This is a genomic window from Fibrobacter sp., assembly GCA_024398965.1.
Classification (GTDB): domain Bacteria; phylum Fibrobacterota; class Fibrobacteria; order Fibrobacterales; family Fibrobacteraceae; genus Fibrobacter.
Window position 1 is genome coordinate 22,042 of sequence record JAKSIF010000012.1, and the last position, 24,987, is coordinate 47,028.

At 52.2% G+C, this 24,987-nt stretch carries 17 protein-coding genes; 13 read left to right on the top strand and 4 right to left on the bottom strand.

Annotated elements, in window-relative coordinates:
* Both MJZ26_06835 and MJZ26_06840 read left to right on the top strand, forming a co-directional pair.
* Positions 1-1,365: a SpoIID/LytB domain-containing protein gene (locus tag MJZ26_06835; protein ID MCQ2105490.1), complete on the top strand. Its 1,365-nt coding sequence runs from the start codon at positions 1-3 to the stop codon at positions 1,363-1,365.
* The gene (locus tag MJZ26_06840; protein MCQ2105491.1) at positions 1,355-2,602 is read left to right on the top strand and encodes a MiaB/RimO family radical SAM methylthiotransferase; all 1,248 of its coding nucleotides are present in this window, start codon (positions 1,355-1,357) and stop codon (positions 2,600-2,602) included. Before MJZ26_06835 ends, MJZ26_06840 begins: the two co-directional genes overlap by 11 nt.
* 17 nt (positions 2,603-2,619) lie before the next feature.
* Here MJZ26_06840 and MJZ26_06845 read toward each other — a convergent pair whose 3' ends face one another.
* Genes MJZ26_06845 through MJZ26_06855 form a run of 3 tightly spaced genes read right to left on the bottom strand, consistent with a single transcriptional unit; the run spans position 2,620 to position 4,753 of the window.
* Positions 2,620-3,954, bottom strand: coding sequence for a hemolysin family protein (locus tag MJZ26_06845; protein MCQ2105492.1), 1,335 nt, complete (start codon positions 3,952-3,954; stop codon positions 2,620-2,622).
* On the bottom strand, positions 3,954-4,469 hold the full coding sequence (gene ybeY, locus MJZ26_06850) for an rRNA maturation RNase YbeY (GenBank protein ID MCQ2105493.1): 516 nt from the start codon (positions 4,467-4,469) through the stop codon (positions 3,954-3,956). Before ybeY ends, MJZ26_06845 begins: the two co-directional genes overlap by 1 nt.
* The gene (locus MJZ26_06855; GenBank protein MCQ2105494.1) at positions 4,469-4,753 is read right to left on the bottom strand and encodes a hypothetical protein; all 285 of its coding nucleotides are present in this window, start codon (positions 4,751-4,753) and stop codon (positions 4,469-4,471) included. The genes ybeY and MJZ26_06855 overlap by 1 nt, the downstream gene beginning before the upstream one ends.
* A 138-nt stretch (positions 4,754-4,891) precedes the next feature.
* On the opposite strand from MJZ26_06855, the gene MJZ26_06860 reads away from it, so the two are divergent.
* The 6 genes from MJZ26_06860 to pheT all read left to right on the top strand — a co-directional run bounded on the left by MJZ26_06860 (position 4,892) and on the right by pheT (position 16,226).
* Positions 4,892-6,787, top strand: a complete 1,896-nt coding sequence (locus MJZ26_06860; protein MCQ2105495.1) for a FecR domain-containing protein — start codon at positions 4,892-4,894, stop codon at positions 6,785-6,787.
* Positions 6,787-10,482 (top strand): right-handed parallel beta-helix repeat-containing protein, encoded by a 3,696-nt coding sequence (locus tag MJZ26_06865; protein ID MCQ2105496.1) that lies wholly within the window; start codon positions 6,787-6,789, stop codon positions 10,480-10,482. Before MJZ26_06860 ends, MJZ26_06865 begins: the two co-directional genes overlap by 1 nt.
* 122 nt (positions 10,483-10,604) lie before the next feature.
* On the top strand, positions 10,605-12,263 hold the full coding sequence (locus MJZ26_06870; protein MCQ2105497.1) for an FAD-dependent oxidoreductase: 1,659 nt from the start codon (positions 10,605-10,607) through the stop codon (positions 12,261-12,263).
* Positions 12,264-12,370: 107 nt separating this feature from the next.
* Positions 12,371-13,480: an RluA family pseudouridine synthase gene (locus MJZ26_06875; protein MCQ2105498.1), complete on the top strand. Its 1,110-nt coding sequence runs from the start codon at positions 12,371-12,373 to the stop codon at positions 13,478-13,480.
* Between the two features lie 30 nt (positions 13,481-13,510).
* Positions 13,511-13,717, top strand: coding sequence for a hypothetical protein (locus MJZ26_06880; protein MCQ2105499.1), 207 nt, complete (start codon positions 13,511-13,513; stop codon positions 13,715-13,717).
* A gap of 73 nt (positions 13,718-13,790) precedes the next feature.
* Positions 13,791-16,226 carry a phenylalanine--tRNA ligase subunit beta gene (pheT, locus tag MJZ26_06885; GenBank protein MCQ2105500.1) on the top strand — a complete coding sequence of 812 codons (2,436 nt, stop codon included), beginning with the start codon at positions 13,791-13,793 and terminating at the stop codon, positions 16,224-16,226.
* Between the two features lie 114 nt (positions 16,227-16,340).
* On the opposite strand, the gene MJZ26_06890 is transcribed toward pheT, so the two are convergent.
* A complete protein-coding gene (locus MJZ26_06890; GenBank protein MCQ2105501.1) occupies positions 16,341-16,721 on the bottom strand; it encodes a hypothetical protein in 381 nt (126 codons plus the stop codon).
* 184 nt (positions 16,722-16,905) lie between these two features.
* Here MJZ26_06890 and dnaX point away from each other — a divergent pair, with 184 nt between their 5' ends.
* The 5 genes from dnaX (at position 16,906) to MJZ26_06915 (ending at position 24,938) form a co-directional block, all read left to right on the top strand.
* Positions 16,906-18,690 carry a DNA polymerase III subunit gamma/tau gene (gene dnaX / locus MJZ26_06895; GenBank protein MCQ2105502.1) on the top strand — a complete coding sequence of 595 codons (1,785 nt, stop codon included), beginning with the start codon at positions 16,906-16,908 and terminating at the stop codon, positions 18,688-18,690.
* Between the two features lie 62 nt (positions 18,691-18,752).
* Complete coding sequence (locus MJZ26_06900) at positions 18,753-19,061, top strand: YbaB/EbfC family nucleoid-associated protein (protein ID MCQ2105503.1); 309 nt, start codon at positions 18,753-18,755, stop codon at positions 19,059-19,061.
* A 202-nt stretch (positions 19,062-19,263) separates the two neighbouring features.
* Entirely contained in the window at positions 19,264-20,694 is a 1,431-nt protein-coding gene (locus tag MJZ26_06905) for a TolC family protein (GenBank protein ID MCQ2105504.1), read from the top strand.
* Between the two features lie 17 nt (positions 20,695-20,711).
* Entirely contained in the window at positions 20,712-21,761 is a 1,050-nt protein-coding gene (locus MJZ26_06910; protein MCQ2105505.1) for an efflux RND transporter periplasmic adaptor subunit, read from the top strand.
* A gap of 18 nt (positions 21,762-21,779) precedes the next feature.
* A complete protein-coding gene (locus tag MJZ26_06915) occupies positions 21,780-24,938 on the top strand; it encodes an efflux RND transporter permease subunit (GenBank protein ID MCQ2105506.1) in 3,159 nt (1,052 codons plus the stop codon).
* The last annotated feature ends 49 nt before the right edge of the window (positions 24,939-24,987 follow it).

Here is a 24,987-nt window from a genome sequence, read left to right on the forward strand (position 1 = left end):
TTGAATATCGGTCGATGGGCATTCCGCATTGCGGCAACAGTTGGCCTGGCAACAGGCCTGTCCATCGCTGATGATTTTGACTTGCCCGATGATGTGAACTCTGCGGAAGTCATCCGTTTTGTTCCCATCGAGGCGACCACCACCACTGAGCTCAAGGAACAGCCTGTTCCCGCCAGCAGCGAAAAGAGTGGTGTTTCGGCCATCGAAAAGAGCGACAAGATCAACGACGCCAATGGCCTTGTATCCAAGAATATTCCCGAAGAACTGAACCGACCCCTCAGGGTTGGGGTTTTTGTGGGAGTCAAGGAACTGTACCTGAAATACGCCGGCGACGAAATCAAGGTCACCGCCAACGGCAAGACCTTGAAGCTTTCCGCCAAGGGGCAGTCCATGGAGCTTGAATCCAGGGAGTTCGCCAACGAAGACGGATCCTGCATGGCTGTGGCCCTAGACACCAAGAGCCTCCAGCGGGCATGCTACCCGGGTTCCATTCTCCTGAGGGCTAGCAACGGAAAGATTGACGCCATCAATTCCGTTGACGTAGAAGACTACCTGCGCGGCGTTGTGCCCTACGAAATCGGTAAGCTTGACTCCTCCAGGGTTGAAGCCCTCAAGGCACAGGCGGTGGCCGCACGTACCTACGCCTACAAGCACTATAATAGTCGCGAGGCCGTGGGCTTTGACGTGTATGCAGACACGAAGGACCAGGTGTACAAGGGTCTCGAAGGCTCCACCCCGCTGACCGATGCCGCGGTAAAGGCAACTGCCGGCGTCGTCATGACATACAACAACGAATTTATCATCGCCTACTATCATTCCACCTGCGGCGGCACTACAGAAACTATGGCCACCTGGAACAAAGCCGACCTGCCCTACCTCAAGAGCAGTCCGGACAGGCGTCCCGATGGAAGCGCCTGGTGCAATGAATCCAGCTACATGAAGTGGGAACGCCGCTTTACGGAAAAGGAACTGCCTGAACTTTTCAAGAAGAACGCCTCCGAAGCCAAGGCGAAATTCTCTGACGCCAAGGGCAGTGACTTCAAGAAAATCAAGAGCATTACAGTCAAGAGTAACCTGGCCGGCGGTCGCATTCTCAGCCTGCAGGTAAAGACAGACAAGGGATCTTTCGAAGTTCTCACCGACAAGACCCGTTGGCTTTTCAAGAAGGGCGGACAAATCCTCCCTTCCTCCCTCTTTACAGTCAAGCAGGAAGGCAAGGAATGGATCGTAACCGGAAGCGGATTCGGCCATGGCGTAGGCATGTGTCAAATGGGCGTTCGCGCCAGGGCTCAAGCCGGTCAAAGTTTCCAGGAAATCCTTACCCACTACTATCCGGGAATCACCCTGGAGCAATATGAACGATAAGCCTCTCTTATCTGTCATAAGCCAGGGGTGCGCCGCCAACTTTGGCGATGGCGAAAAAATCGCCCGCATTTTTTCCAGAGAATACGAAGTTGTTTTCGGCAATACAGAAAAGACCCCTGACGCCTTTGTGCTGAACGTCTGCACGGTCAAGGGTAACGCAGGCGCCATCAAACTTTTGCGTCAAGCCCTGGAAACAGCACCCGACGCAAAAATCTACATTACCGGATGCACGCCCAAGGACTTTAGGGAAGAAGCCCTCAAGATATCCAGGAACATAACCTTTACCAACCTAAAGGAACTTGGCTCTCCCGATTCAAGTCAGGTGCTTCGCCAGTCCCCCCAGGTGGGCATCGTCAATATCGAGGAAGGCTGCCTCGATGCCTGCGCCTACTGCTCCACCCGTCTGGTCAAGGGGCGTCTCAATAGTTTCAGCGCAGAATCCATCGTAAGCCAGGTAAAGCGTCTTGTAGCCGACGGCTGCAGGGAAATCCAGCTCACCGGGCAGGACTGCGGTTGTTACGGATTTGACTTCGATGAATCAATATCCGGCCCCAAGAATTTAGCTGAACTAGTCCAGAAGATCCTTGCAGAAGTTCCAGGCGATTACCGCATGCGTCTCGGCATGGGCAATCCCCGCCACATGATCCGTTACAAGGACCAGCTGCTTGAATGTTTCAAGGACCCGCGGGTCTACAAGTTCATTCATCTGCCGGTGCAAAGCGGAAGCGATTCCATCCTGAAGGCAATGAACCGCAAGCACTCAGTACAGGACTTTGTGGACCTGGCCAAGGAAATTACCGCGGCCTACCCTAGGTTTACCTTAAGTACAGACCTGATTGTCGGTTTCCCCGGCGAAACCGACCAGGATTTCGAAGACACGCTGAAGGTTCTCAAGGAAACCCGCCCCACGGTCTGTAACATCACCCGCTTTGTCAGCCGCCCAGGAACTCCCGCCAGCCTTATGGCAAATGCAGTCCCCGACGCAATCAAGCACCAACGATCCGCACAACTGGCTGAAGCATTCCAGCAGATCGCCCAAGAAAACAACAGCCTCTGGATTGGCGATACGGAAACCGTTACCGTAGAAAAGTCCGGCTATCGCAAGGGCACCGTCATCGCCCGCGACGACGCCTACCGTCCGGTAGCCATCCCGGGCGACTATCCGGCAGGCGCCCGCCTTACAGTCCGTATCATAAACGCAGAGGCCTTCGCCTTGATCGGCGAAGACCTCCATTAAAAACGCATCAACGTCAATTAAAGAGTCTTGAAGGCTTGAGTCCTGGGAGCAGCCTTGGGCTTTGTCTTGCCCGGCTGAATCATCAGGACCTTCTCCATTCGGGTTCCATCCATCTTCAGAACGCGGAAAGTATAACCCTTGATGACAACTTCTGCACCAGGAGAAGGAATAATGCCGAGAGTCGCCTGGATCAAGCCAGACAAGGTCTCCACGTGGGAATTCTCGGGAGCTTCCAATTCTACGCCCAGCTCGTATTCCAGATCGGAAAGAGTCATGAGAGGATCAAGAATATATCGGCCGTCCTTCAGCTTCTGCACATCCTCGTCTTCGTCAACGTCATCTTCGTCGCGAATTTCGCCAACGATTTCTTCCAGGATGTCTTCAAGAGTCACAAGGCCTGCGGTTCCGCCGTATTCGTCCACCACAATAGCCAACTGGTTACCGGTCTTACGGAGTTCCGTCAGAAGATCATCAATCTTCTTATGGTAAGGCACGAACACCGGCGGCATCACAATCTTCATAATGTCGAAAGGTTCATCCCGATGCTCTGTGTACCATTCCAGAAAATCTCGGTTGGACAGGGTTCCTACAATGTTATCCACCGTTTCCTTATACACCGGCAAACGGGAATGTCGTTCATTGTTCAAGACCTTTACCAAGTCATCCAAGCTAGTGTTCACATCGATGGCGCACATGTCCACGCGAGGTGTCATAATTTCACGAACCGGAGTCTCCACGAAATCGAAGATGTTCAGAATCATCTGGCGTTCTTCTTTTTCCAGGCCTTCCCCATCGCTACTGTTTTCATCAGACAAATCGGCCTGAACAGCGTCGCGACGTTCTTCCGAAAGGAAGCTCAGCTTGGAATCGTAACCCATGCCCTTCAAAGTCTTCAGGAACACTGCATGGCAGATCTTGGCGGGAATCACAAAAGGAATGCGGATGTACCGATACAGCGGAATCAAGACTATGGCCAGGGTATCCGGCTTCAAGTTTCCCAGCAGGTTTGCAAGGAACACCGTAAGGGTATAAATGCAAAGGCTGGCTACCACCATGTAAACAGCCAAACCCAGGAACCAGAAATCTTGAGCCCAGGGCCAGGTCTGCTGATCGAAAAGATAAAAGCCGAGAACGCCACTACCAACGTTACAGAAAATTCGACCAATGGAAATGGTCTCGTTAAAGCCACCCAATTCAACTAGAGCGGCAACCTTCTCTTCGCGACCTTCCCTATCCTTGGCATCGCGCTTTGCGTAGATATCGCTAAAGGCTGCCTTCACCAGGGAGAAGGAAAAAGAGGTAAAGAGAAAAATGATTAAAAAGGCTATAGCCCAACTTTCAGAACTATCCATCAGTCTTTCTCCTTATAGGGATCAAGACCAAGGAACTCGCATTCACGGGCGCGCATAACTTTTCTGTCGGCGGCCTTGATATGGTCGTAACCGGAAAGGTGGAGCAGGCCATGCACAATGACGCGCTTCAGCTCGGCAAAGAACGTATTCCCGTATTCCGGGGCCTGACGCTTAACCTGTTCACGAGCGATATAAATCTCCCCAAGCATTTCGGGTTCGCCGGGGAATTCCGCATGCCATTCAAAGGAGAGCACATCCGTTACTTTGTCCAAACCACGGTAGTTCTTGTTCATTTCGCGGACGAACTCGTCGGAGCACATAACGATGTTCACGTCCTTCTCCTTGCCTTCTTCGGCAAGAAGCTTACGTGCCATCTTCTCGAACTTGTCCTGGTAAGGGAATGATTCGATATTTCCTTCGCAAAGGAACTCTATGTTATATTGGGGAACGGCCTTCTTTGTAACCTTGGAGGCCGCCTTCTTTACAGTCTTGGTTTTACTAGCAGGGTCTGCCATTAAATATTATACCATTTTTTAAGGACGTCGATAATGGCTTCTGCCTGGGCCTTGCCGGTAATCTTGAACTTACCCTGAGCCTTGAACATGCCGTTCATCTTACGATAGCGACGCAGAGAAACCTTGGGTTCGCCGAAGTCACCGGTCTTGGGATCTTTTTCCTGGTACAGGAACATGACTGTGGGCCATGCACCCTTGGAAAGAATTTCCTTATCCAGTTCCTTGATTACGTCTTCGCCGGATTCTTCATCGCTAAAGGCAACGGTCAGTTCTTCTACGTCCATATTTGTCCTATTCGGATATATTTCGTTTTTGTTTGAAAATAGTCTCAATTTTCTTACTTTATGAGGAACAAGTCACCCATAACGCACTAAATAATAAATATATTTTACGGGGTTTGCATTCATTTTTTGTGAGGCAATATGATTTTTTCGCGATATTTTAAGGCTGCAATTGTTCTTTTAGCGCTATTGGTGGCCTCTTCCTGGGCTGCGCCCAAGAAGGTTTCTGCCAAAGTCCGTTCTAGAATTGGCGGTCCCGGCGACGTAACTTGCCAGAAAGAAGGCAAGGGCAACTGGGACGATGTCCAGGTCGGCCAGAAAATTTCACAAGGTAGCCGCATCAGAACCTTGGTAGAATCCCAGGTTACCCTGAATCTTCCCGATGGAAGTACGATTTCTATCGAAGAAAACTCCCTGGTTGAAATGAGCCAACTCATGTCTGAGGACGGAGCAAACATCACCACGGCTTCCATCCAGAACGGTAAAGTCCGTTTTGACGCCCAAAAGCAAAAGCAGGGCAGCGAATTCAAGTTTAAAACCGGTACCGCAACCGCAGCCATCCGAGGAACTTCCGGCTCTGTAGGTTCCACTCCTAGGGGTACAGTCGCCTCCCTTGCAAGCGGTGTCATGGACCTGATTACCAACTCCGGTGTCAAGGCAACCATTACCGCAGGTCAAACGGCCATTACAAATGGCGAAGACGAAATCAAGCTCTTTGACTTGACCTCCTCCGGCGACCCGGAATTCTTCAATGTGATCGAAGCCCTCATGGCAGACACCACACTTTCTACAGACTCTCTCATAAAGTTGATCAACACCCAAGACTCTGCCTACAAGGAAAACTTCATGAACAAGGCAGGGCTCAAGTGCATTACCAACACCCTGCCCGACACAATTTACGAGCCCAGCGTAAACCTTTCCGTCAAGTGTGATGCAGCCTTTGACCGTTTTGAAGTCGCCGGTGCCATTACCAAGGAAAATGACGGAAACCTGAAGGAAATCAACGCCAACTGGTCTTCCGTTGAAATCGGTCCCAAGAAGTTCCCCATTACTTGCGTAGCCAAGAATATCAAGTTGCCCTGCGGCGAACTTTCAACCTACTATGCAGGAACGGTCAAGGCTACCGCAAAGGATTCCGTGGTCCATGTACCGTTGACTCTTTCTTCCCCTTCCGACATGCTAATCTGTGACCCAGGTGTGGCAGTCATCGAAGGTAAGTTCGACCCCAGCGATCCGAAGGCAAATCTTACCATTTCCTTTGGCAAAACGACCTCTCACAACCTTGTTCCTAGCCATCCGGACGGAGAATTTTCTTATCCCATCACAATCAACGACAAGGCCGGCAACTGGAACGAAACCAAGATTGACGTAGAATACAAGTCCGAGGCTCTGAAAGTCAACGAAAAGGCATCTGTATCCATCGAAGTCAACAAGAGCTGCAAGAGTGTCAATCTGGAACGCCCCACCATCACATTCCTGCGTTCAGACTCCCTTAAGTGCAACGCATCCGTAAACATCGGAAACGTTTCCGGCGATAAGGTCATCTTGACCCACTCCATTGACGGCAACGATATCAAGGACACCTATTTTGATTCCGACGTCAACCACACCTTCAACCTTGTCAGCGGTTCTCATCAGTACACCTTCAAGGTAAAGGACCAGGCCGGGAACGAGTCTAGTCTTAGCAAGACCATGGGTTGCTACCCGCCGACAAACGTTTCTCTTGAAATTAGCGGCGGCAACAAGTTCGAACGTCAACGTTCACCGATGCCTCCGGGAAGCATCTCTCCCGTCCTCTATAGGCAGATGCATTTCAAGGTGACAGGTATTCCGCAGAACAATCCCATCTATATCAAACAGATTTCCATCTCCCAGGACGGTAAGAGCCCCATCACGCTCAAACTTACCGATTTCCAAAGCACCTCCTTCGACCATCAAATTGAACTAATCTGGGGCAAGCGCTCCAACGTAAAAATTGATGTCATTATGAAGAGTGGCAAGATGCTGACTTTAACCAAGACTTACTTGATCGAATAATGAAGATACCTTACTATTTCTCTGCATTTGCGCTGACAGCAAGTCTGTCTATTGCTCAGGAAGCAAAAGTTCCTGCTACGACCGCACCAGCACCTCAGCCCGCTCCTGCGGCACAGGCTACCCCGGCTCCCGCTACTCAGCCCGAAGCCGCTGCACAGGCCACCCCGGCTCCTGCTCCTCAGCCCGCTCCTGCGGCACAGGCCGCAACGGCTCCCGCTACTCAGCCCGCTCCTGCAGCACAGGCCGCCCCGGCTCCCGCTACTCAGCCCGCTCCTGCTGCACAGGCCGCCCCGGCTCCCGCTACTCAGCCCGCTCCTGCAGCACAGGCCGCCCCGGCTCCTGCTCCGCAGCCCGAAGCCGCTGCACAGGCCGCAACGGCTCCCGCTACTCAGCCCGCTCCTGCAGCACAGGCCGCCCCGGCTCCCGCTCCGCAGCCCGAAGCCGTCAGTGCCGAAGCAGCACCGGATTCCTCCGTTTCAAAGGAACAGGCTGCAGTCGTACAAGATAGCCTCCAGCAGGTTGTCGCCACCGCAGACAGCGTTAAGCAAGATTCCGTAAAGCAGGAACCTGTCCCGGAAGTTGTAGCACAGCCCGCGCCCCAGAAATCAGAACTTCTTGAAGGCACCCCTCTTGAAGGATCTATTACCGGCTTCATCAAGGCAGACAAATCTCCGTACGTCGTCAACAGCGACATCACCATTGCAAAGAACAGTGCAGTCGTCATTGAGCCGGGTGTTGTCATTCGATTTGCTCCAGGCACCGGCCTCTACATCAACGGACAGTTTATCGTTGCCGGCAACAAGAAGCAGAACGTGACCTTTGCTTCCGCAATGAGCATTCCCAAGAAGGGCGAATGGAAGGGTATCTTCATTACGGGAGATATTCCTGTTGAGTTCCGTAACGCAACCATTGCCGACGCCCAGAACGGCATCGTTATAGAAAAGGGCGAATTGCACCTTCAGAACTCTACCATCGAAAATACCTCAGACCGAGGCGTTTACGCACGCGAAGCAAAGGTTGCAGTTAATGACTGCGAATTCAGGAATAACGAAGGCGCAGCCCTCCACATTTCCAACTACGCCTCTGCAGAAATCCAGCGTTCAAATTTCAGCAAGAACACTGTGGCTCTCTACAACGCTCAACTGGCAAAGACTTCCGTTGTTTCCTCCAGCTTTGAGGAAAACACTTACGGCATTCTGGACATGGGCAATAGCAGCCTGACCTTCGACAACACCACAGTCAAGAATAACTCCACCGGCGTTTCCTCAACCGAAGTGCTGGACAAATCCGTACTGGAAAGCGTTTCCGCTAACGCACTTGACTTTGACAAGAGCAGCAGTGCAGTATCCAGCGCATTGTCCTCTGACCCTGAAGTTCCCGGCGTCGACCGTAAGCTTTTCAATCCCAATGAAAAGATGGGTGACCTCATGATCGAAATGGCAAAGAACGAGGATGTCTACGACACCTTGCAAAAACCGTGGACCATCATGGGTAACGTCATGCTCGGCGGCAATTACCACCACGTCATGACCCGCAAGAGACATGGCAGCGACACGATGGTTGGTAACGATTCCATCATGCGTGGAGATCATTACAAGAACACCTTCCAGGTACCCGGCTTCGGAGCAGAGGCTAGCGCCTATCTCTTGATGCAATCCCCGGACGGCAGCACCTTTGAATTCAGCACAGACCTTACAGCGGATTCCTGGAATCATTTCTCTCCGAATCCAGTCACCTTGACTTACACCGACAAGTACAACAAGTTGAACCTTGGTGACTTCCAGAAGGTTGGCGGTGACATCTACATGTCTTCCCTCCCCCTCTTTGGTGCCGGCTACACTCTTTCTCTCCTCAGAAACAACGCAGACCAACCTCTGCTTGAATTCGACGGATTCTTTGGCGAAAACCGCAAGCCCATGCTGGTTGGCGACCGCCATCCCATGATTTACAACGATTACATTGACGAAGGTGAAGCTCAGGCTCAGAGAATCGCCCTCGGCGGTTCCGTCAAGTGGGCTCCGGTTCGTCGTTTTGATGCAACCTTCGGTGTAATCTACGCCGAAGACGAAATCAACGACCCTCTGCTGCGAGACGGCGGTCCTCGCCGAACTGTTACCAGCGAACCCATGCAGAAGTCTTTCACCATGTATGCAGATGGTAACTGGCTGTTCTTCCCGGGCGATATTGAACTTAAGGGTCAGATTGCAGTTGGCCGCGCAGATACCGCAGATGTATTCAAGGAACGCGCCATCAACAAGGTCTTCAACGATGCAGGCCTCAATGTGGCAAGCTTTGCAAAGCTTCGCCAGCTGATGACCAACGTAGACAAGGTAAACGCTCTTAGCACCGAAGAACTTGACGAAATCTTTGGCGGCAACACCACCCTTAACCGTGGCGAAATGAGAGATTCTCTTAAGACTCTCCTCCGCGAAGCCAAGCTCCGCAAGGACGATGACGAAAGCGAACTGGACGAAAGCCGCGTTCTGGGTCTCAACTGGGGCAGCCAGAATTTTGCCATTGGAGCATCCCTCTACTGGAACATCTACAAGACCTCTCTTTCCGGCCATATCAAGTACGTCGGCGAAGATTTCTACAGCGCAGGTTCTCCTGACCAGCTGGCCGACACACGTGAATTCGGAGGCAAGGTTGAGCAAATCATCACGAACTTCTGGACCGCAGGACTCGGTTATCAGGTTAATATCGAGAATGCAGCCAAGAAGGGCGCAACAAACCTCTTCGGTATCGGAGAAGGCACCCGTTGGGGCTTCGGTGACGCAACCGACAAGTGGTACGAAGAACACGAACTCGACAACGACCGTACCAAGTACATTCAAAACGCCAACCTGGATAGCAAATTCAAAATTGGCAAGAAGGTCAATCTTGATGTTGGCTACAACCTGGAATACAGAACCCAGTATCGCCCCTACCAGCTTCACGGAGACTACATCCTTGAAGACGGAATTTACCGAGACAGTTGGTTTGCTGCACGCAAGGGTAAGCCCGTTTTGCAGGTTATGGATGGCGACTACGTAACCACAGTGGACTCTGCCCGTTGGGTTGAATACATGAACCTAGCAAGCGAACCCTATCTGGCATCCAAGTTCCAGGAACGCATTTTCAAGAACACCTGGAAGGCAGACGCTTCCATCAGTATCGACAAGTCCGTCATTAGAGTTGGCGGCCGTTGGACAATCCGTACCGACAATTCCAAGTTCTACAAGGACGACCTGATCGAAGACATCGACCTGTCCAACAAGACCTGGGACAAGATGGGTTACTACTTCGGTGGAGCCGACTACTTCGAACACTCCTATCCCCTTTCTGCCACAACATCCTTCAACAGGTTCCAGAATTACGCAGCCTTCACTCCCCGCTTCAAGAGCTATGAGCGTGATGACATGAGCGAAACGGAATTCACCTTGGAAGATCAGTTTGAAATGTTCTTCAAGAACCGTACCTTCATCCTGGGCGTCAACGGAGAATTCCGCTACCTGACCACCAACTGGGACGAAGAAGACGAAAACATTGAAGAAAGCGAAATGGATATTCTTGGAAGTGTGAACCTCCGCGTCAACCATACCAAGCACCTCTACAGCGAATGGTACACCGGAGCCTCCATGTATTATCGTCCTGACAACCTGAGCGACGAATACAAGGACATCTACGGCGGCGTTCGCGTGAACTACGTATTCTAAGGTTACGCGACAAGTCCACTTAAGCAAGGCGAATTCGCCAAGGTAGAGCGAAAACGCCGCAGGACCTGGACATTGAACTTTCGGCTCGGCTTTTGCCGGGCCGTTTTTCTACATTTGAGGCAATGTTTACCTACCGCTACAGAGAATTGACTGTCGCCCTGAACAAGAAAGGCGAATTCCGAGCCGCCCTGGCCCGGGAACTGCGCGTACACCCCGAGGAAATTTTCAACCTCCAGGTGGAACGTTTTTCTCTGGATAGTCGCCGTAAGGGAGACCCCAAGTGGTCTTACAACGTCATTTTTGACTTGAAGCGTCAAGTTCGCGCCAACGGAAATCACGCCAAGGGTTTGGTCGCAGCCGAACGTGAAATAGAATCTCTGGAGAACGACCCTCTGCGAAACACTGTTCCCATGGCAGGCCATGTGGATGTAATAGGCGCAGGCCCCAGTGGTCTTTGGGCAGCCCTTCACCTGCTCCGCAAGGGTTTTTCCGTTGATCTGTACGAGCAGGGGAAACTGGTGGAGGAACGTTTTCGTGATATCCGCAGATTCTTTGTAGACAGAAAGTTTAACGCCTATAGCAATGTGCTTTACGGCGAAGGTGGCGCAGGCGCATTCAGTGATGGAAAACTGAATACCCGTAGTCGCAATCTTTTTTCCGAAGCCGTTTTAAAGGACATGGTTTCCTTCGGCGTAGACGAATCCGTAGTCACATTTGCAAAGCCCCACATCGGAACCGACCGATTGGTTCTGATGCTACGTCAGCTTCGTGCTGAAATCGCCCGCCTAGGCGGAAAGATTCATTACAGCACCACGCTGGAAGATATTGAAATCAAGGACGGGCGCATTTGCGCCATCAAGCTACGAGATGTTTCCCGTCGCAATCTGGGAGAGGCCCCATCTCCTGACTTTGCGGAAATCTGCCCCAGCCATTGGCAGCCTTGCGAGGCTCTGGTTCTTGCGGTAGGCCATTCCGCCCGCAGTATTTACGAAATGCTCCACGCCCGAGGCGTTTCCTTGGAAAGCAAGGCTTTTGCCATGGGCGTCCGTGTGGAACATCCCCAAATGCTCATCAATATGCGTCAGCTGGGCCGCGATGTGGACACACGCCTGACGGGTGCCGCAGAATATTTTTTGGCCACCCCCACGTTGAACAAGACCAGTTCCGCCTACAGTTTCTGCATGTGTCCAGGCGGTGTCCTGGTGCCTTGCGCATCGGAGCCAGGCACCCTCGCCACTAACGGCATGAGCTACAGCCACCGTAACGGGCCGTACGCCAACGGCGCCATCGCCGTTCCCATTACTGCGGGCGCAGAAGGATTCAACATCAAGACCGCCGGTTCTCTTTTTGGCGGTCTAGATTTACAGCGGAAAATTGAGGCCGACGCCTACGCCGTTGGTGGCAAGAACTACGCGGCCCCGGCACAGACCATCAAGAACTTCCTAGCCAAGCGCGTAGACAAGAGCCTGCCGAAAACCACATACCCCTGTGGTCTAGTGAACAGCAATCTCTGGGATTGGATGGACAAGACTATCTGCAAGAGCCTTGCGGAAGGTTTCCAGAATTTTGACAGGAAGATTCCTGGCTTTATCGAGGAAGGTCTGATTGTGGCCCCTGAAACCAGAACCAGCTCCCCCCTGCGCATTCCCCGCAACAACGAGACCCAGGAAAGCATCAACACAAAGGGGCTCTTTGTTCTAGGAGAAGGAGCAGGATACTCCGGAGGCATCGTCACCAGCGCTGCCGACGGCATCCGCCTCGCCCACTACGCAAAGAAATGAACAATGAAAAAGGAACAATTAAGAATGGAAGCTAACGCGGCTCCGCCGCCTTTTAATGAGCGCAAAGCGCCATTATCTACATTTTTAATTTTTAACTCTTAATTATTATGATTACACGCCAGATTGACCGCAACTTCGCCAACATGCGTCTCGACCGCTTTCTTCGCAAGGCATTTCCCGAAGAGTCCCTCTCCGTATTCTTCTCCATTATCAGGAAGAAGAAAGTCCGTGTAAACGGCGTTGTAGCCAAGGCAAATCAGATGCTCCAGGAAGGCGACCTGGTGAACATCTATGAAAATTTCAAGTCCGTCCCCGATGAAGAAAAGGATATGAGCCGGGACAATCTCATTGCTTTTCCCGGCACAGAAGCGGTCGTCGAAGATGAACCCGTACGCTCCGGCTTCGCCAAAAAGAAGTCTACCTGGGGCAAGACCTTGTCTGGCGCCGAAAAACAGTCCAACTGGGGTGCCCGCGAGCTGGATATCGTAATCCAGACCGAAGACTACCTCGTGGTGAACAAACCCTCCGGTTTAGCAAGCCAGCCCGGCTCTGGAACCAAGCCCGGAGAAAGCCTGGTGGAATACCTCTGGGAATGGGGCCGCCAGGAACAGCTAGACTTTAGGCCCACCATCGCACACCGCCTTGACCAGGAAACCTCGGGCATGCTGCTGGTAGCGCTCCACGGCGACACCCTTCGCGACCTTACCCGCATGATTCGAGAGCACGAAGTAGACAAGTACTACTACGCCTTGGTCAAGGGAAATCTGGATAAGGACAGAGGAACCATCAACGAAAAGCTGACCCGTACCGACGCTGCCAAGGGCAGCAAGATGAAAGTAGGCCAGGACGACAAGGAAGCCAAGGAAGCAATCACCCACTACCGCGTAAAGCAACATTACATCGGTTATGATCTGGTGAAAATCAAGCTGGAAACCGGCCGTATGCACCAGATTCGCGCCCACTTCGCAAGCATTGGCCACCCCCTGCTGGGTGACTCCCGCTACGGCGATTTCGCCCTGAATCGTGAAGTAAAAAAGGACCTGGGCCTCCATCGCCTTTTCCTCCACAGTTGCCGTCTGGAATTTGACTGGCAGGGCGAAAAGAAGGTTTTGGACTGCCCGCTGCCCAAGGAACTGCAATCCGTTCTGGACCAGCTGAAACGCAAGCCTTACGAACGCAAGGAAAACAACTTCCAGCAGAATCGCCACAGACGATAACCTCCAATCTTTCTATACAACAGGCTTTTTATGGGAAAACTTTTAGCTTACATACTTCCGGGAATCATCATCTGTATAGCCCTGATATTCTTTAGTTTCAACTGCGTTTCCGAAGAAACAAGCAAGGCCATTTGGTTCAACAATCTGATGCGCGCAGGATATATACTCTCCATCGTCATCCCCTGTGTCATTTACTACATCAAAACCCCTCCCGGAAAAATGAACAAGCCCGACTGATTCAATGAAATTTCTATATTCGACGCCGATTTAAAGTCGGCGTTTTTTTTAGACGTCGTAAAAGGAATAAAAAATGAAAGTTTCTTTAAGTTGGCTGAAGCGTCATGTGGATCTGCCGGAATCTGTGGCAGAAATTGAAAAGGCACTCACTTCCATCGGCTTGGAAGTGGAAGGCATCGAAGAACCGGGCAAGGTTTATGACAAGCTGGTGGTGGCAAAGGTCCTCACCTGCGAAAACCATCCGGATAGCGACCACCTCCACATCACTACCGTCAACAACGGCACTGAAACCATCCAGATCGTTTGCGGCGCACCTAACGTTGCTGCAGGCCAGACTGTGGTTCTCGCTCCCATCGGTGCAGAACTGCCCATGAGCGACGGCACCGTCCTCAAGATGAAGAAGTCCAAGATCCGCGGCGTGGAAAGCTTCGGCATGATTTGCGCCGAAGACGAAATCGGCCTTTCCGACGACCACGGTGGCATCATGGTTCTGGACGACTCCATTCCCGCAGGCACCCCGTTTGTAAGCCTGGGCATGTACGACGTCTGCTTCGAACTGAACGTCACCCCCAACCGCCCAGACGCTCTTTGCCACCGCGGTGTTGCCCGTGAACTGGCAGCCAAGTTTAACCGCCCCCTGAAGCCCCTCTCCTACAACCTGGTAGAAGAAGCCGACGCAGCCTCCTCCGCAGTTTCCGTGGAAGTGGTCCCCGGTTGCGGTTGCTCCCGCTATACCGCCCGCGTCATCAAGGGCGTAGAAGTCAAGCAGAGCCCCAGCTGGCTCGCCAAGCTCTTGCACACCGTTGGCATGAACTCCATCAACAACGTGGTGGACATCACCAACTTCATCCTCATGGACGTGGGCCAGCCCCTCCATAGCTTCGACATGGACCAGCTGAAGGGTTCCATGATCAAGGTCCGCCGCGCAGTGAAGGGCGAAAAGATCCAGACCATCGACCACACCGACCACGAGCTCACTGAAGCCGAACTGGTCATCTGCGATGGCGACCGTCCCGTAGCCGTAGCCGGCACCATGGGCGGTGTAGAATCCGAAATTATCGACGCCACCAAGAACGTTCTTCTGGAAAGCGCCTACTTCAACCCCACCATCGTCCGTAAGCAGGCCAAGCGCCTGGGCATCGGTTCCGATTCCAGCTACCGTTTCGAACGCGGTATCGACACCACCACCCAGGACGAATACAGCAAGTATGCTTGCGCCATGATCCAGGAAGTGGCTGGCGGCAAGGTCCTGAAGGGCTGCGTGGAATACACCGGCGACGACCACCAGAAGGAACTTACGAAGATTGACCTCCGCGTCTCCCGCGTGGCAAAGATCATCGGCATGAACGTTCCCGCCGACGTGATCCGTAAGCACCTCACCAGCATCAACCTGAACCTGGTTGCAGAAAATGGCGAGACCATGACCTTCGAAATCCCGGGCAACCGTCCGGACTTGGAACGCGAAGTGGACCTCATCGAAGAAGTAGCCCGCCTCGTAGGTTTCGACAACATTCCTTACAGCCTGCCCAAGTTCACCATGCAGCCCAACGAACTTCCGGCTGTAGAACAGATGAACAGAAAGATCCGCAGAACTTTGAGTGCCATGGGTCTCCATGAATGCTTGAACCTGCGCTTCACCAGCAAGGCTCGCACCGAAGCTCTTTTCGGCACCGACGCTTCTGACCGTCGCGCAAACCCCGCAGCACTTCTGAACCCCCTGTCCGAAGAACTGGGCGTTGTACCCACTTCTCTCCTCCCCAACTTGCTGAAGAATGTTGCCGAAAACGAAAAGAACCGCCCCGGTTCCGTTCGCTTGTTCGAAGTGGCCAAGGGCCAGTTCAAGCGTGAACGCGCCGACGTCCGCGACAACGGCTTTGACGAATCCAACCTGGTGGCTTTGGTTGTGGCAGGCGCCTTCGACGCAAACCCGCTGAACGACAAGCCCGCACAGATTGACTTCGCCTCTTTCAAGGGCCTGGTCCAGACCTTCTTCAAGCGCTGCGGTATCGTGGTTGAATTCCGCATTCCCGAAAAGCTGGAAGCCTTCATGCATCCGGGCAAGCAGACTGAAATCGTCGCCGGCAAGACCGTTCTCGGCACCATGGGCGCCCTGCATCCGTCTGTAGCCAAGTCCTGCGAAATCGGTTACGAAACCTATGTGATGGAAGCCGACCTGGACAAGATGATTGTGGCAAGCCAGAAGAAGATTATCTTCCAGGCCTTCAGCCGTCAGGTTCCTTCCAGCCGCGACATCTCTCTTGAAGTAGCCAAGGAAATGACTCACGAAGAAATCGTTGCTCGTATCAAGGGCCTCAACCCCAAGAACCTTGCAAAGATTGCCCTCAAGAGCATCTACGAAGGCGAAAAGATCGAAGCCGGCAAGAAGAACATGGTCTACAGCCTCACCTACCAGGCCATGGACCGCACCCTTACCGACGACGAAGTCAACAAGGCACACAACAAGCTTCGCGACAAGCTGGTAGCTAACGGAGACATCGTTTTGCGCTAACGCGCATAGACTATAGGTTAAAGTTTAAAGGAGAAAGAATTTTTACTCTCCTTTAAGTTAAAAAGCCCCGCAGTCCAACTGCGAGGCTTTTTCTATTTAAACCGTTCCGACGTACTAACCGACTAGCGCCGTCTTCACCTGCTGAATAAAGCTCATTTCCTCAGGAGAAACATTGGTCTCGTTATCATCTTCCTTGGAGGCTCCGGCAATGCGGAGCATGGCTTCCAGAACCTTGCTCTTAAATTCAGCGGATTCTTTCTTCAAAACAGCGATGCAAGCGTCGGTGCGGTCCTTGGCATTGCAGAAATCACCATAGGTATTGTTGAAATCATCCCAGCTTACATCCGGGGTCAGTTCGTCATGAATCTTGTCCAGTTCGTCGCTTTCAGCCTGGGTTGCGGATGCAGAACCCGGCAGCAGCTTTTCAGTTTCGGTTTCGTGGAAAAGGCAGGCAACCTGCCAAGACAAAATCAAAAGAGCAAGATTCGGTTTCATGATTACCTCGAATTGTTTTGCTAAAAGATATATAATAGCACCCCCATTTTGAACTGCGAACAACGAGATTTTCATGTTTTTTTCAACATTCCACCCCTTCACCATTCATTTTTCATCATTCATCCTTCATTGTTAATTGTTCTTTGTTCATTGTCCTTTGTCAATTTTTTCTATACTTTACGTCATGGCATACGTAGCAATGGCCCGTAAGTGGCGTCCGCAGTCTTTTTCCGACATGGTCGGTCAGGAACATATCGCTCAAACCCTTCAGAACGCAATCGAGGGTGGGCGTCTTCACCATGCATTCCTGTTCACCGGAACCCGCGGCGTAGGTAAGACCACCAGTGCCCGTATCCTTGCCCGTACTTTGAACTGCACCGGCGGCGACCCTCTGCACCCCTGTGGCGAATGCCCCAGCTGCAAGGACTTTGCCGGCGGCAACCCCATGGACGTTTTCGAAATAGATGCAGCCTCCAACACCGGTGTGGACAGCATCCGCGACGTCATCGACCGCGTGCAGTATCCGCCCGTTATCGGCAAGTACAAGATCTTTATTATCGACGAAGTCCACATGCTTTCCAACGCCGCCTTCAACGCCCTGTTGAAGACCCTGGAAGAACCCCCTGACCATGTGATTTTCATCTTCGCCACCACAGAAGTCAACAAGGTGCTCCCCACCATCTTGAGCCGTGTGCAGCGTTTTGACTTCAAGAGACTTTCCGTAGAACAGGTTCGCAGCCGTCTTCGCTACATCTGTGAACAGGAAGGCATCAACGCCTCCGACGAAACCCTGGATATCTTCGCCGAAAAGGCCGACGGTTCCATGCGCGACGGCCTCACCTTCTTCGATCAGGCCTACGCCTTTACCGGTAGCGAAATGACTGCAGACGCTGTCCGTAGCGTTCTTGGCATTCCCTCTACCGAACTGTTCTTTACGTTGATTAACTCCATCGAAAGCCACGACCTCAAGGCATGCTTCCAGATGGTAGATGACGCCTGCAAGAAGGGCATCGAGTTCACTCCCCTTCTGGATGGCTTCGGCAAGTTCCTCCGCAACCTGCTGTACGCTCGTCTCGAGGCATTTACCCCCGATTCGCTGAACATCACGGAAGAACTCTACAACCGTTTCAAGGAAGCCGCCCCTGGTCTCAAGAACGGCGACATCCTTCGCATCAGCAAGATGCTTATCGACCTGCAGGCAACGCTGCGATACAGCACCAACCCCCGCCTCCTGGTAGAAACCACCTTTGCACGAATGGCCTGGCTTGACCATCTTACCGACCTACGAAGAGCGTTGGCCGCCATCAACGATCCCGCAAAAGCTTCTGGTAGCCCTGACCAAGAGGCGTTAAAAAAAAAAGTAACTGATGTCAGAAATATGCTGGATGCCCAGGAAGAAGCCAGGGCCATGCAGCAAGCTGAAGAAAATCCCTTTGCCGCCATGCAGAACGGCATCGTGAACGGCTACCGTTCCGAGCTGGGAATCAACAACTACTCCCGATACGAGATTGCTGCCGCCTGGGGTTCTATCCGGGTGCAGATTGCAGACATGCAGGATTTCGCCTTCTCCGTGGCCCTGAACGACACCGTCCTCGAGGTTGGCGACCTCCAGCAGACACCCTTCGAAGTATTCCTGACCTACGTAGGAACTCCCGAATCCGCCGGCTGGGCCGAAAAACAGATGAGGGACCGTCCCGACTACATCGAGCGTGTAAAGCAGATCTTGGAAGAAAGCCTCCAGACTCCCGTGGACCTGAAGATCAAGAGTCGCGCCTATAACGAAGCGGAACTGACCCAGAAGCGCATGGCCCAGATGTCTCCCTACGAACTGGACCTGCAAAACGACGACGGCCTGCGCCTGCTCAAGGAACAATTCAAGGCGGAACTGATATACTCCCGCAAAATCCAGAAAGTGGTCCCCGAAACAGACCAACAGTCGGATTCAGACGTTTCATCTTCGGATGACTAGCCTAAAAACCCCTAAAATTTGTAAATTAAAGCAAAAAAAGCCCATTTAAAGGAAAAATCACTATGGACATGAGCAAAATGTTGAGAGACCTTCAGAAAATGCAGAGCAAGATGATGAAGGCCCAGAGCGATCTCAAGGCACAGAGTTTCGACGCCGAAGCCGGTGGTGGCATGGTGAAAGTGGCCATGAACGGCAAGGGTGTGGTCACCATGATCAAGATCAATCCCGACTGCGTCGACAAGGATGACGTGGAAGCACTGGAAGACCTCCTGATGGCAGCCATTAACTCCGCCGTCAAAAAGAAAGATGAAGCCACCCAGTCCAGCATTTCCGACATCACCGGCGGCATGAAAATTCCCGGTTTGATGTAGGTCACACCTTTGTTAGTAAAGGGCGCCCATAAGGGCGCTTTTTTCGTTTTATGGCCTGGCAAAAACGCGTGTTTTTCGCCAAAAACGGCAATTTCATTTTATCCCCCAAAACATGCACTTCATCCATTTTATTATAAAAAAGCCCTTTAGAACAGGGGGCATTTTTTTTAAATTTGGCCCGTAAAATTAGATAGGAGATATAATGTCCAGGCAACTTGCTATTTCGGCAACTCTCGCCGCAACATTCGCCCTTGGCATGGCAGCTCAGACCTTCGCCGGTCAGACCTATACCCGCGAAGAAGCCATCAACGTTGCACTTGAAAATTCCTCCGACGTCAAGTCCGCCGAGGAAAGTTTGAAAAAGACCAACGCTCAGGTAGACGAAGGCTATGGTAACGCCTATCCTTCCATCGACTTGAGTGCTACCGTCACCCGTATTTTCGGCCTCGACGACGTAAAAAAATCCACAGCCTTGTCCGATGCCGCAGGCCAGATGGCCATGGGCCAGGATGCAGATGGTCACCCCCTGGCCAACGCCTTTGATACCCAGGTTATTGCTCCGGCCATGGACGGCCTCATTTACGGCATGTCCAGACAGGGTTATCGCTGGCAGTCCAGCGTAGGCCTTACCGCCACCCAAGTTCTTTACGCCGGTGGTAAGGTTGGCACAGGCATCGAAATTGCAAAGACCGCAAAGCTCAACAGCGAAATCGCCCTTGAAAATGCCAAGAGCAACGTCCGCTTCAGCGTGGAAGAAGCTTTCGACAATGTGATCATCCTGGACAGTTCAGTGGTTATCACCGAAGAAAGCATCGCCCTCCTGGAAACCGCCGTTGAACTGGCAACCCAGTCCTACAAGAGCGGCCTTGGTACCGAACTGGACATGGTCCGTGCCCAGTTGGAACTGGACAACCTGAAGTCCACTCTGGAAGACCTGAAGAAGAAGCAGGTTCTTGCACGTAACGCAATCCTGAACACCATGGGTCTGCCCTACGATGCAGAAGTCAAGTTCGTCGGTGACTTCCGTAGCCCCGAGAACGCATCCATGCCGGACACCGCCATGGCAAACGTCCTGAAGCGCCGTAAGGAAATCGCTCAGTTGAAGGCCGCCGAAGAAATCAACAACAAGTTGGTCGATATCCAGAAAGGCGACTACAAGCCGACCGTAGCCCTCCAGGCCGGTATCAAGTACAGCAACAACCAGAACGAATTCTACAAGTGGGACGCACCGGACTGGGACGAAAACATCAACAAGTACGTCGCCTTGAGCGTCACCATGAACCTTTTCAATGGCAACAAGACAAGGTCCGGCGTAGCCCAGGCAAAGTCCGACCTTCGTTCCATTCAGCTCCAGCGCGAAACCGCAGAACGCGGATTCCGTCTGCAGGTCGAATCCTGCGTAAGCAACCTTGAAAACGCCACTCAGCAGATCGAAATGAAGAAGCGTTCCCTGGAACTTTCCCAGAAGAACTACGACTTAACTGAGGCAGCCTATAAGGTAGGTCGTGAGACTCAAATCAACTACCTTACTGCAAACAATAGCCTCCGTCAGGCAAAACTGGCCTACACTCAAGCAATTAAGGAATGGAACACAGCATACAATGCTCTGCTCCAGGCAACCGGTGAATATTAAGAGATAAGAGGAAGAAAATGAATAAGACCGTAAAGACACTCGTTACCCTCATGGCAGCCTCCCTGCTTTTCGCTGGCTGTGACCTCAAGAAAAAAGATGAACAGGAAAACAAGCCCAAGGCCGCAACCATCGAAGAAATTCAGGCCGAAAAGGGCAAGCCCGCCCGTGTGGTAAAGGCAGCCAAGGCAAAGCTTTCCGACATTCGCAAGTTCAGCGGCACCATCGAAGGCGTCCAGCAGGTTTCCGCCATCTCCAAGATGGGCGATCCTCTTGAAAAGATCAACATCCAGGTTGGCAGTTCCGTCAAGAAGGACCAGGTTCTTGCCGAGTATGCACGTTCCGCAGACAACACCCAGCTGGAACAGACCAAGGAACAGATTGCTCTCCTCGAAAAGGCAACCGAACGCATGCGCGATGTTTACCAAAAGGGTGGCATCAGCCAGCAGGACATGGATTCCCAGGAACTGCAGCTGAAGATCGCCAAGATGAACTTGGAAACTTTGGAACGCGCAAACAAGATTCTCGCACCTGCTGCAGGTGTCGTTACCGAATTGAAGTACCAGGTTGGCCAGGTTCCCGGCCAGGGAGTGTTCTGCACCATCGCCAAGCTCGATCAGGTCATCCTGAAGCTGAATGTCACCAGCCAGGACATCGGCCTCTTCAAGAAGGGCGCTACTGCAACCGTCAACCTGAACGGCGAAGTCCTGAAGGGTAAGGTAACCACCATTCCTCTGGCAGCAAATCCCCAGACTCGTTTCTTCCCGGTGGAAATCACCTTCAACAACAAGGGCAAGAAACTCCTCCCCGGCATGTACGTCACTGCAGACTTGAACATGCAGCAGGTCAGCGGCGTGGTTGTTCCCAACGAAGCTATCGTTTATCGTAACGGCGTGAACTTCATCTGGGTCGTAGACTCCGAAGGCAAGGCAAAGCGCCGCATCGCCCAGATCGGCGTTCAGACCCAGAGCGACATCCAAGTTGTTAGCGGTGTGGAAGACGGCGAAATGGTCATGGTCGAAGGCCAGTCCAAGATGAATGACGGCGACAAGGTTCTCATCGTAGAATAATACCGGGAGAATTTCTGAATGATTAAGGCAAGTATTTACAAACCAATCACCATGCTCATGGTCATCTTGACCATCGTGGTGTTCGGTATCTACACCTACCGTATGATGGTGGTGGACTTGATGCCGAAATTCGATATTCCCGTTGTGACCGCCGTGGTGGTCTACCCTGGTGCAAACCCGGAAGAAATCGAATCTACAATTATTAAGCCCGCCGAAGAAAAGGTGGAACTGGTGGACGGTATCGACTACGTGCAGTCCATCTGTATGGAAAACTACGGCATTATCGTGGCCATGTTCAACATGGGTATCGATGTTGACGTGGCAGCAAACGACGTCCGTGCCCAGGTGGAACAGGCCGCAGCCGACTTCCCTGACGCCGCCGAAGCTCCGATCATTTCCAAGGTGGACATTAACGCTTCCGCAATTATGTCCATTTCCTTCACCGGTCCCGCGAACTCTACGGAACTCCGCCAGAAGGTGGAAGACGACATCCAGCCGCTTTTCACTTCCGTTCCCGGTGTGGCTAGCGTAGATATCTTCGGTGGTACTACCCGACAGATTTCTGTGGAACTGGACAAGGAAATGCTCAAGAACCGTGGCGTAGATATCGCTACTATGATGGGCATGTACGGTGTGGGCAACATCAACAACCCGGTAGGTGAAGTCCGCGGCAAGTTCAAGAACACCTCGGTCCGTACAGCTGGTAAGTTCCGCACCCTAGACGAAATCCGTAATCTTGACATTCCCACAAGCACAGGCGTTATCAAGCTTGGTGAAGTAGCCGATGTCAAGGACACTGTCAAGACCATTACTTCTGCATCTCGCTTTAACGGAGTCAACTCTGTTTCTCTTGATATTAAGAAGCGTTCCGACGCAAACGTGGTGGACGTGGCTCAGGGCGTGATCAAGCGTCTGGATGAAGTCAACAAGACTCTGCCTCCTGGTTTCGAACTCCATCTGGTTTACGACAAGTCTGAAGCAGTGAGCGAATCTATCGACAACGTGATTCAGAACATTATCGTCGCAATCCTCTTGACCTCTATCCTGTTGCTTCTGTTCCTGGGTAAGCTTTCTACCATGCTGATTGCAGCACTTACCATGCCTATTTCTGTGGTAGGTTCCTTCACTCTCATGTACTTCGCCGGTTTCGGTATCAACATGATGAGTTTGATGGCACTTTCTTCTGCTGTGGGCCTGTTGGTGACCAACTCCATCGTGGTGCTTGAAAATATTAACGCAAAGTTGCTTGAAGGTCTTGATCCTAAGGAAGCCGCCTACAAGGGAACTTCCGAAATTATGGTGGCCATTATGGCATCCACCCTCACCAACGTTTGCGTGTTCGTGCCTATCGCCTTCATGAAGTCCATCGTGGGTATCTTCTTCAAGACCTACGGTATGACCATGGTGTTCGCAACGGTTGTGTCCCTCCTCATCACCTTCACCCTTACCCCGCTTATGGCAGCCTACCTGTTCAAGGGTAAGAAGCGCGACGAGAACGGAAACATCATCGAAGAAAAGCCGGGCATTATCGGAAGAATCTTTGGTGCCATCATGGGTATCTTCCCCGCTATCATGAACGCCATCCGTTTCATCTACCTCAAGACCCTTAGCTTTGCCCTGTCTATCTTCGGTGTGATTTTCCAGGTGGGCGCTCTTGTGGCCATGGTGATGTTCGTTGGCTATATGGTTAAGAACCATATGTCTGTGGAACTTTCTCCTAAGCAGGACCAGGGTATGATGGCTGTGACCCTTGAAATGCCTGTGGGTACCAACATCGAAACTACAGACAGTGTTACCAAGATTATTGAAGCCCGTCTGAAGGGCATTCCTGAAATCAGTCAGTACAGTGTGACGGTGGGTGGCGAAAGCGGCTTTACCTCCGTGAACCAGGCCAAGATGCGCTACAAGATGATCAAGCGTTGGGAAGGCCGTACCCGCAGTACCGACGAAATCGTGGACTCCATCCGTCCTTACCTGGCCGACATTCCTGACGCATACATTTCTATCAAGAGCACCTCCGCTTCCGAAATGAGCAACAACTCCGCAGGTGACGTGGTGCTGGAAGTCAGCGGTCTCCACAGAGACTCCGTGGTTAAGGCGGCGGACATTCTGAAGGCAGCCGTGATTGAAAAGATCGACGGTATTGTGGAAGTCAAGTCCAGCTACGAAGCGGGTAAACCTGAAATTCGCTTGATTCCGAACCGCCAGGCTATGGCCGACTACGGAACCACCGTCCAGCAAATGGCAACCTACAACTACATCGCCGTCAGCGGTTACGAAGCAGGTACCTACTCTGAAAACGGTGAAGAATACGACGTCTACTTCCGTATGCAGGAAAAGGACCGTGCAAGCCACGCCGACATCGAAGACCTCCCCATGCTCACTCCTAAGGGTTATGTTTCAGCCCGCGAGCTCTTCTTCATCGAAGACGGTGCTGGTCCTACCAAGATTGAACGTAAGCGCAAGCGTACTCGTATCGACGTTTCCATGAACTTGCTCCCGGGTCATACCACTGGTGAAATCATGGGTAAGGTCGGCGCTCTCGCTGCCGAAATGAAGGATCAGCTTCCTGAAGGTGTCACAACAGGCTTCGGTGGTAATGCAGACATGCAGAACGACATGGTGCAGGAATTCATTGCAGCAATCATCATGGCAATCCTCATGACCTACATCTTGCTGGTAGCCTTGCTGGAAAGCTTTGCACAGCCCTTCATCATCATGACTACCATTCCTATGGGTGCTATCGGCGTGTTCCTTGGCCTCATCTTCACAGGCAAGGCTCTGTCCATGATCGCATTGATGGCTATCGTGATGCTTATCGGTGTGGTGGTGAACAACGCCATTCTATTGCTTGACGAAGCTAACCGTCTACTCCGCAGTGGCGCCATGGGACGACGTTCCGCAGTGATGACTGCCGCAAAGTCTAAGTTCCAGGCAATCGTGCTTGCTACCCTCGCTTCTGTGGTGGCTCAGCTCCCGCTGGCATTCGCCATGGGTGGTGACGTGGCCGCCATGACCCAGCCTATGGGTATCGCTTCTGTGGGTGGTTTGATTGTGTCTGCAATCCTTACCATGTACTTGATTCCTACCTTCTTCTGGCTCCCCAACGCCATCTTCCACAAGGCTAAGAAGGGCGTCAAGAAAGTGGCAAACAAGGTAAAGCGCTCCAAGAACTAAGTTTAGTACATTAGAGAGAGAAGAGCCGCCGGGAAACTGGCGGCTCTTT

Excerpts from the sequence above, each read along its gene's own strand:
- MJZ26_06840 (MCQ2105491.1), top strand. The coding sequence starts at position 1,355 with ATGAACGATAAGCCTCTCTTATCTGTCATAAGCCAGGGGTGCGCCGCC.
- MJZ26_06845 (MCQ2105492.1), bottom strand. The coding sequence starts at position 3,954 with ATGGATAGTTCTGAAAGTTGGGCTATAGCCTTTTTAATCATTTTTCTC.
- ybeY (MCQ2105493.1), bottom strand. The coding sequence starts at position 4,469 with ATGGCAGACCCTGCTAGTAAAACCAAGACTGTAAAGAAGGCGGCCTCC.
- MJZ26_06855 (MCQ2105494.1), bottom strand. The coding sequence starts at position 4,753 with ATGGACGTAGAAGAACTGACCGTTGCCTTTAGCGATGAAGAATCCGGC.
- MJZ26_06860 (MCQ2105495.1), top strand. The coding sequence starts at position 4,892 with ATGATTTTTTCGCGATATTTTAAGGCTGCAATTGTTCTTTTAGCGCTA.
- MJZ26_06865 (MCQ2105496.1), top strand. The coding sequence starts at position 6,787 with ATGAAGATACCTTACTATTTCTCTGCATTTGCGCTGACAGCAAGTCTG.
- MJZ26_06870 (MCQ2105497.1), top strand. The coding sequence starts at position 10,605 with ATGTTTACCTACCGCTACAGAGAATTGACTGTCGCCCTGAACAAGAAA.
- MJZ26_06875 (MCQ2105498.1), top strand. The coding sequence starts at position 12,371 with ATGATTACACGCCAGATTGACCGCAACTTCGCCAACATGCGTCTCGAC.
- MJZ26_06880 (MCQ2105499.1), top strand. The coding sequence starts at position 13,511 with ATGGGAAAACTTTTAGCTTACATACTTCCGGGAATCATCATCTGTATA.
- pheT (MCQ2105500.1), top strand. The coding sequence starts at position 13,791 with ATGAAAGTTTCTTTAAGTTGGCTGAAGCGTCATGTGGATCTGCCGGAA.
- MJZ26_06890 (MCQ2105501.1), bottom strand. The coding sequence starts at position 16,721 with ATGAAACCGAATCTTGCTCTTTTGATTTTGTCTTGGCAGGTTGCCTGC.
- dnaX (MCQ2105502.1), top strand. The coding sequence starts at position 16,906 with ATGGCATACGTAGCAATGGCCCGTAAGTGGCGTCCGCAGTCTTTTTCC.
- MJZ26_06900 (MCQ2105503.1), top strand. The coding sequence starts at position 18,753 with ATGGACATGAGCAAAATGTTGAGAGACCTTCAGAAAATGCAGAGCAAG.
- MJZ26_06905 (MCQ2105504.1), top strand. The coding sequence starts at position 19,264 with ATGTCCAGGCAACTTGCTATTTCGGCAACTCTCGCCGCAACATTCGCC.
- MJZ26_06910 (MCQ2105505.1), top strand. The coding sequence starts at position 20,712 with ATGAATAAGACCGTAAAGACACTCGTTACCCTCATGGCAGCCTCCCTG.
- MJZ26_06915 (MCQ2105506.1), top strand. The coding sequence starts at position 21,780 with ATGATTAAGGCAAGTATTTACAAACCAATCACCATGCTCATGGTCATC.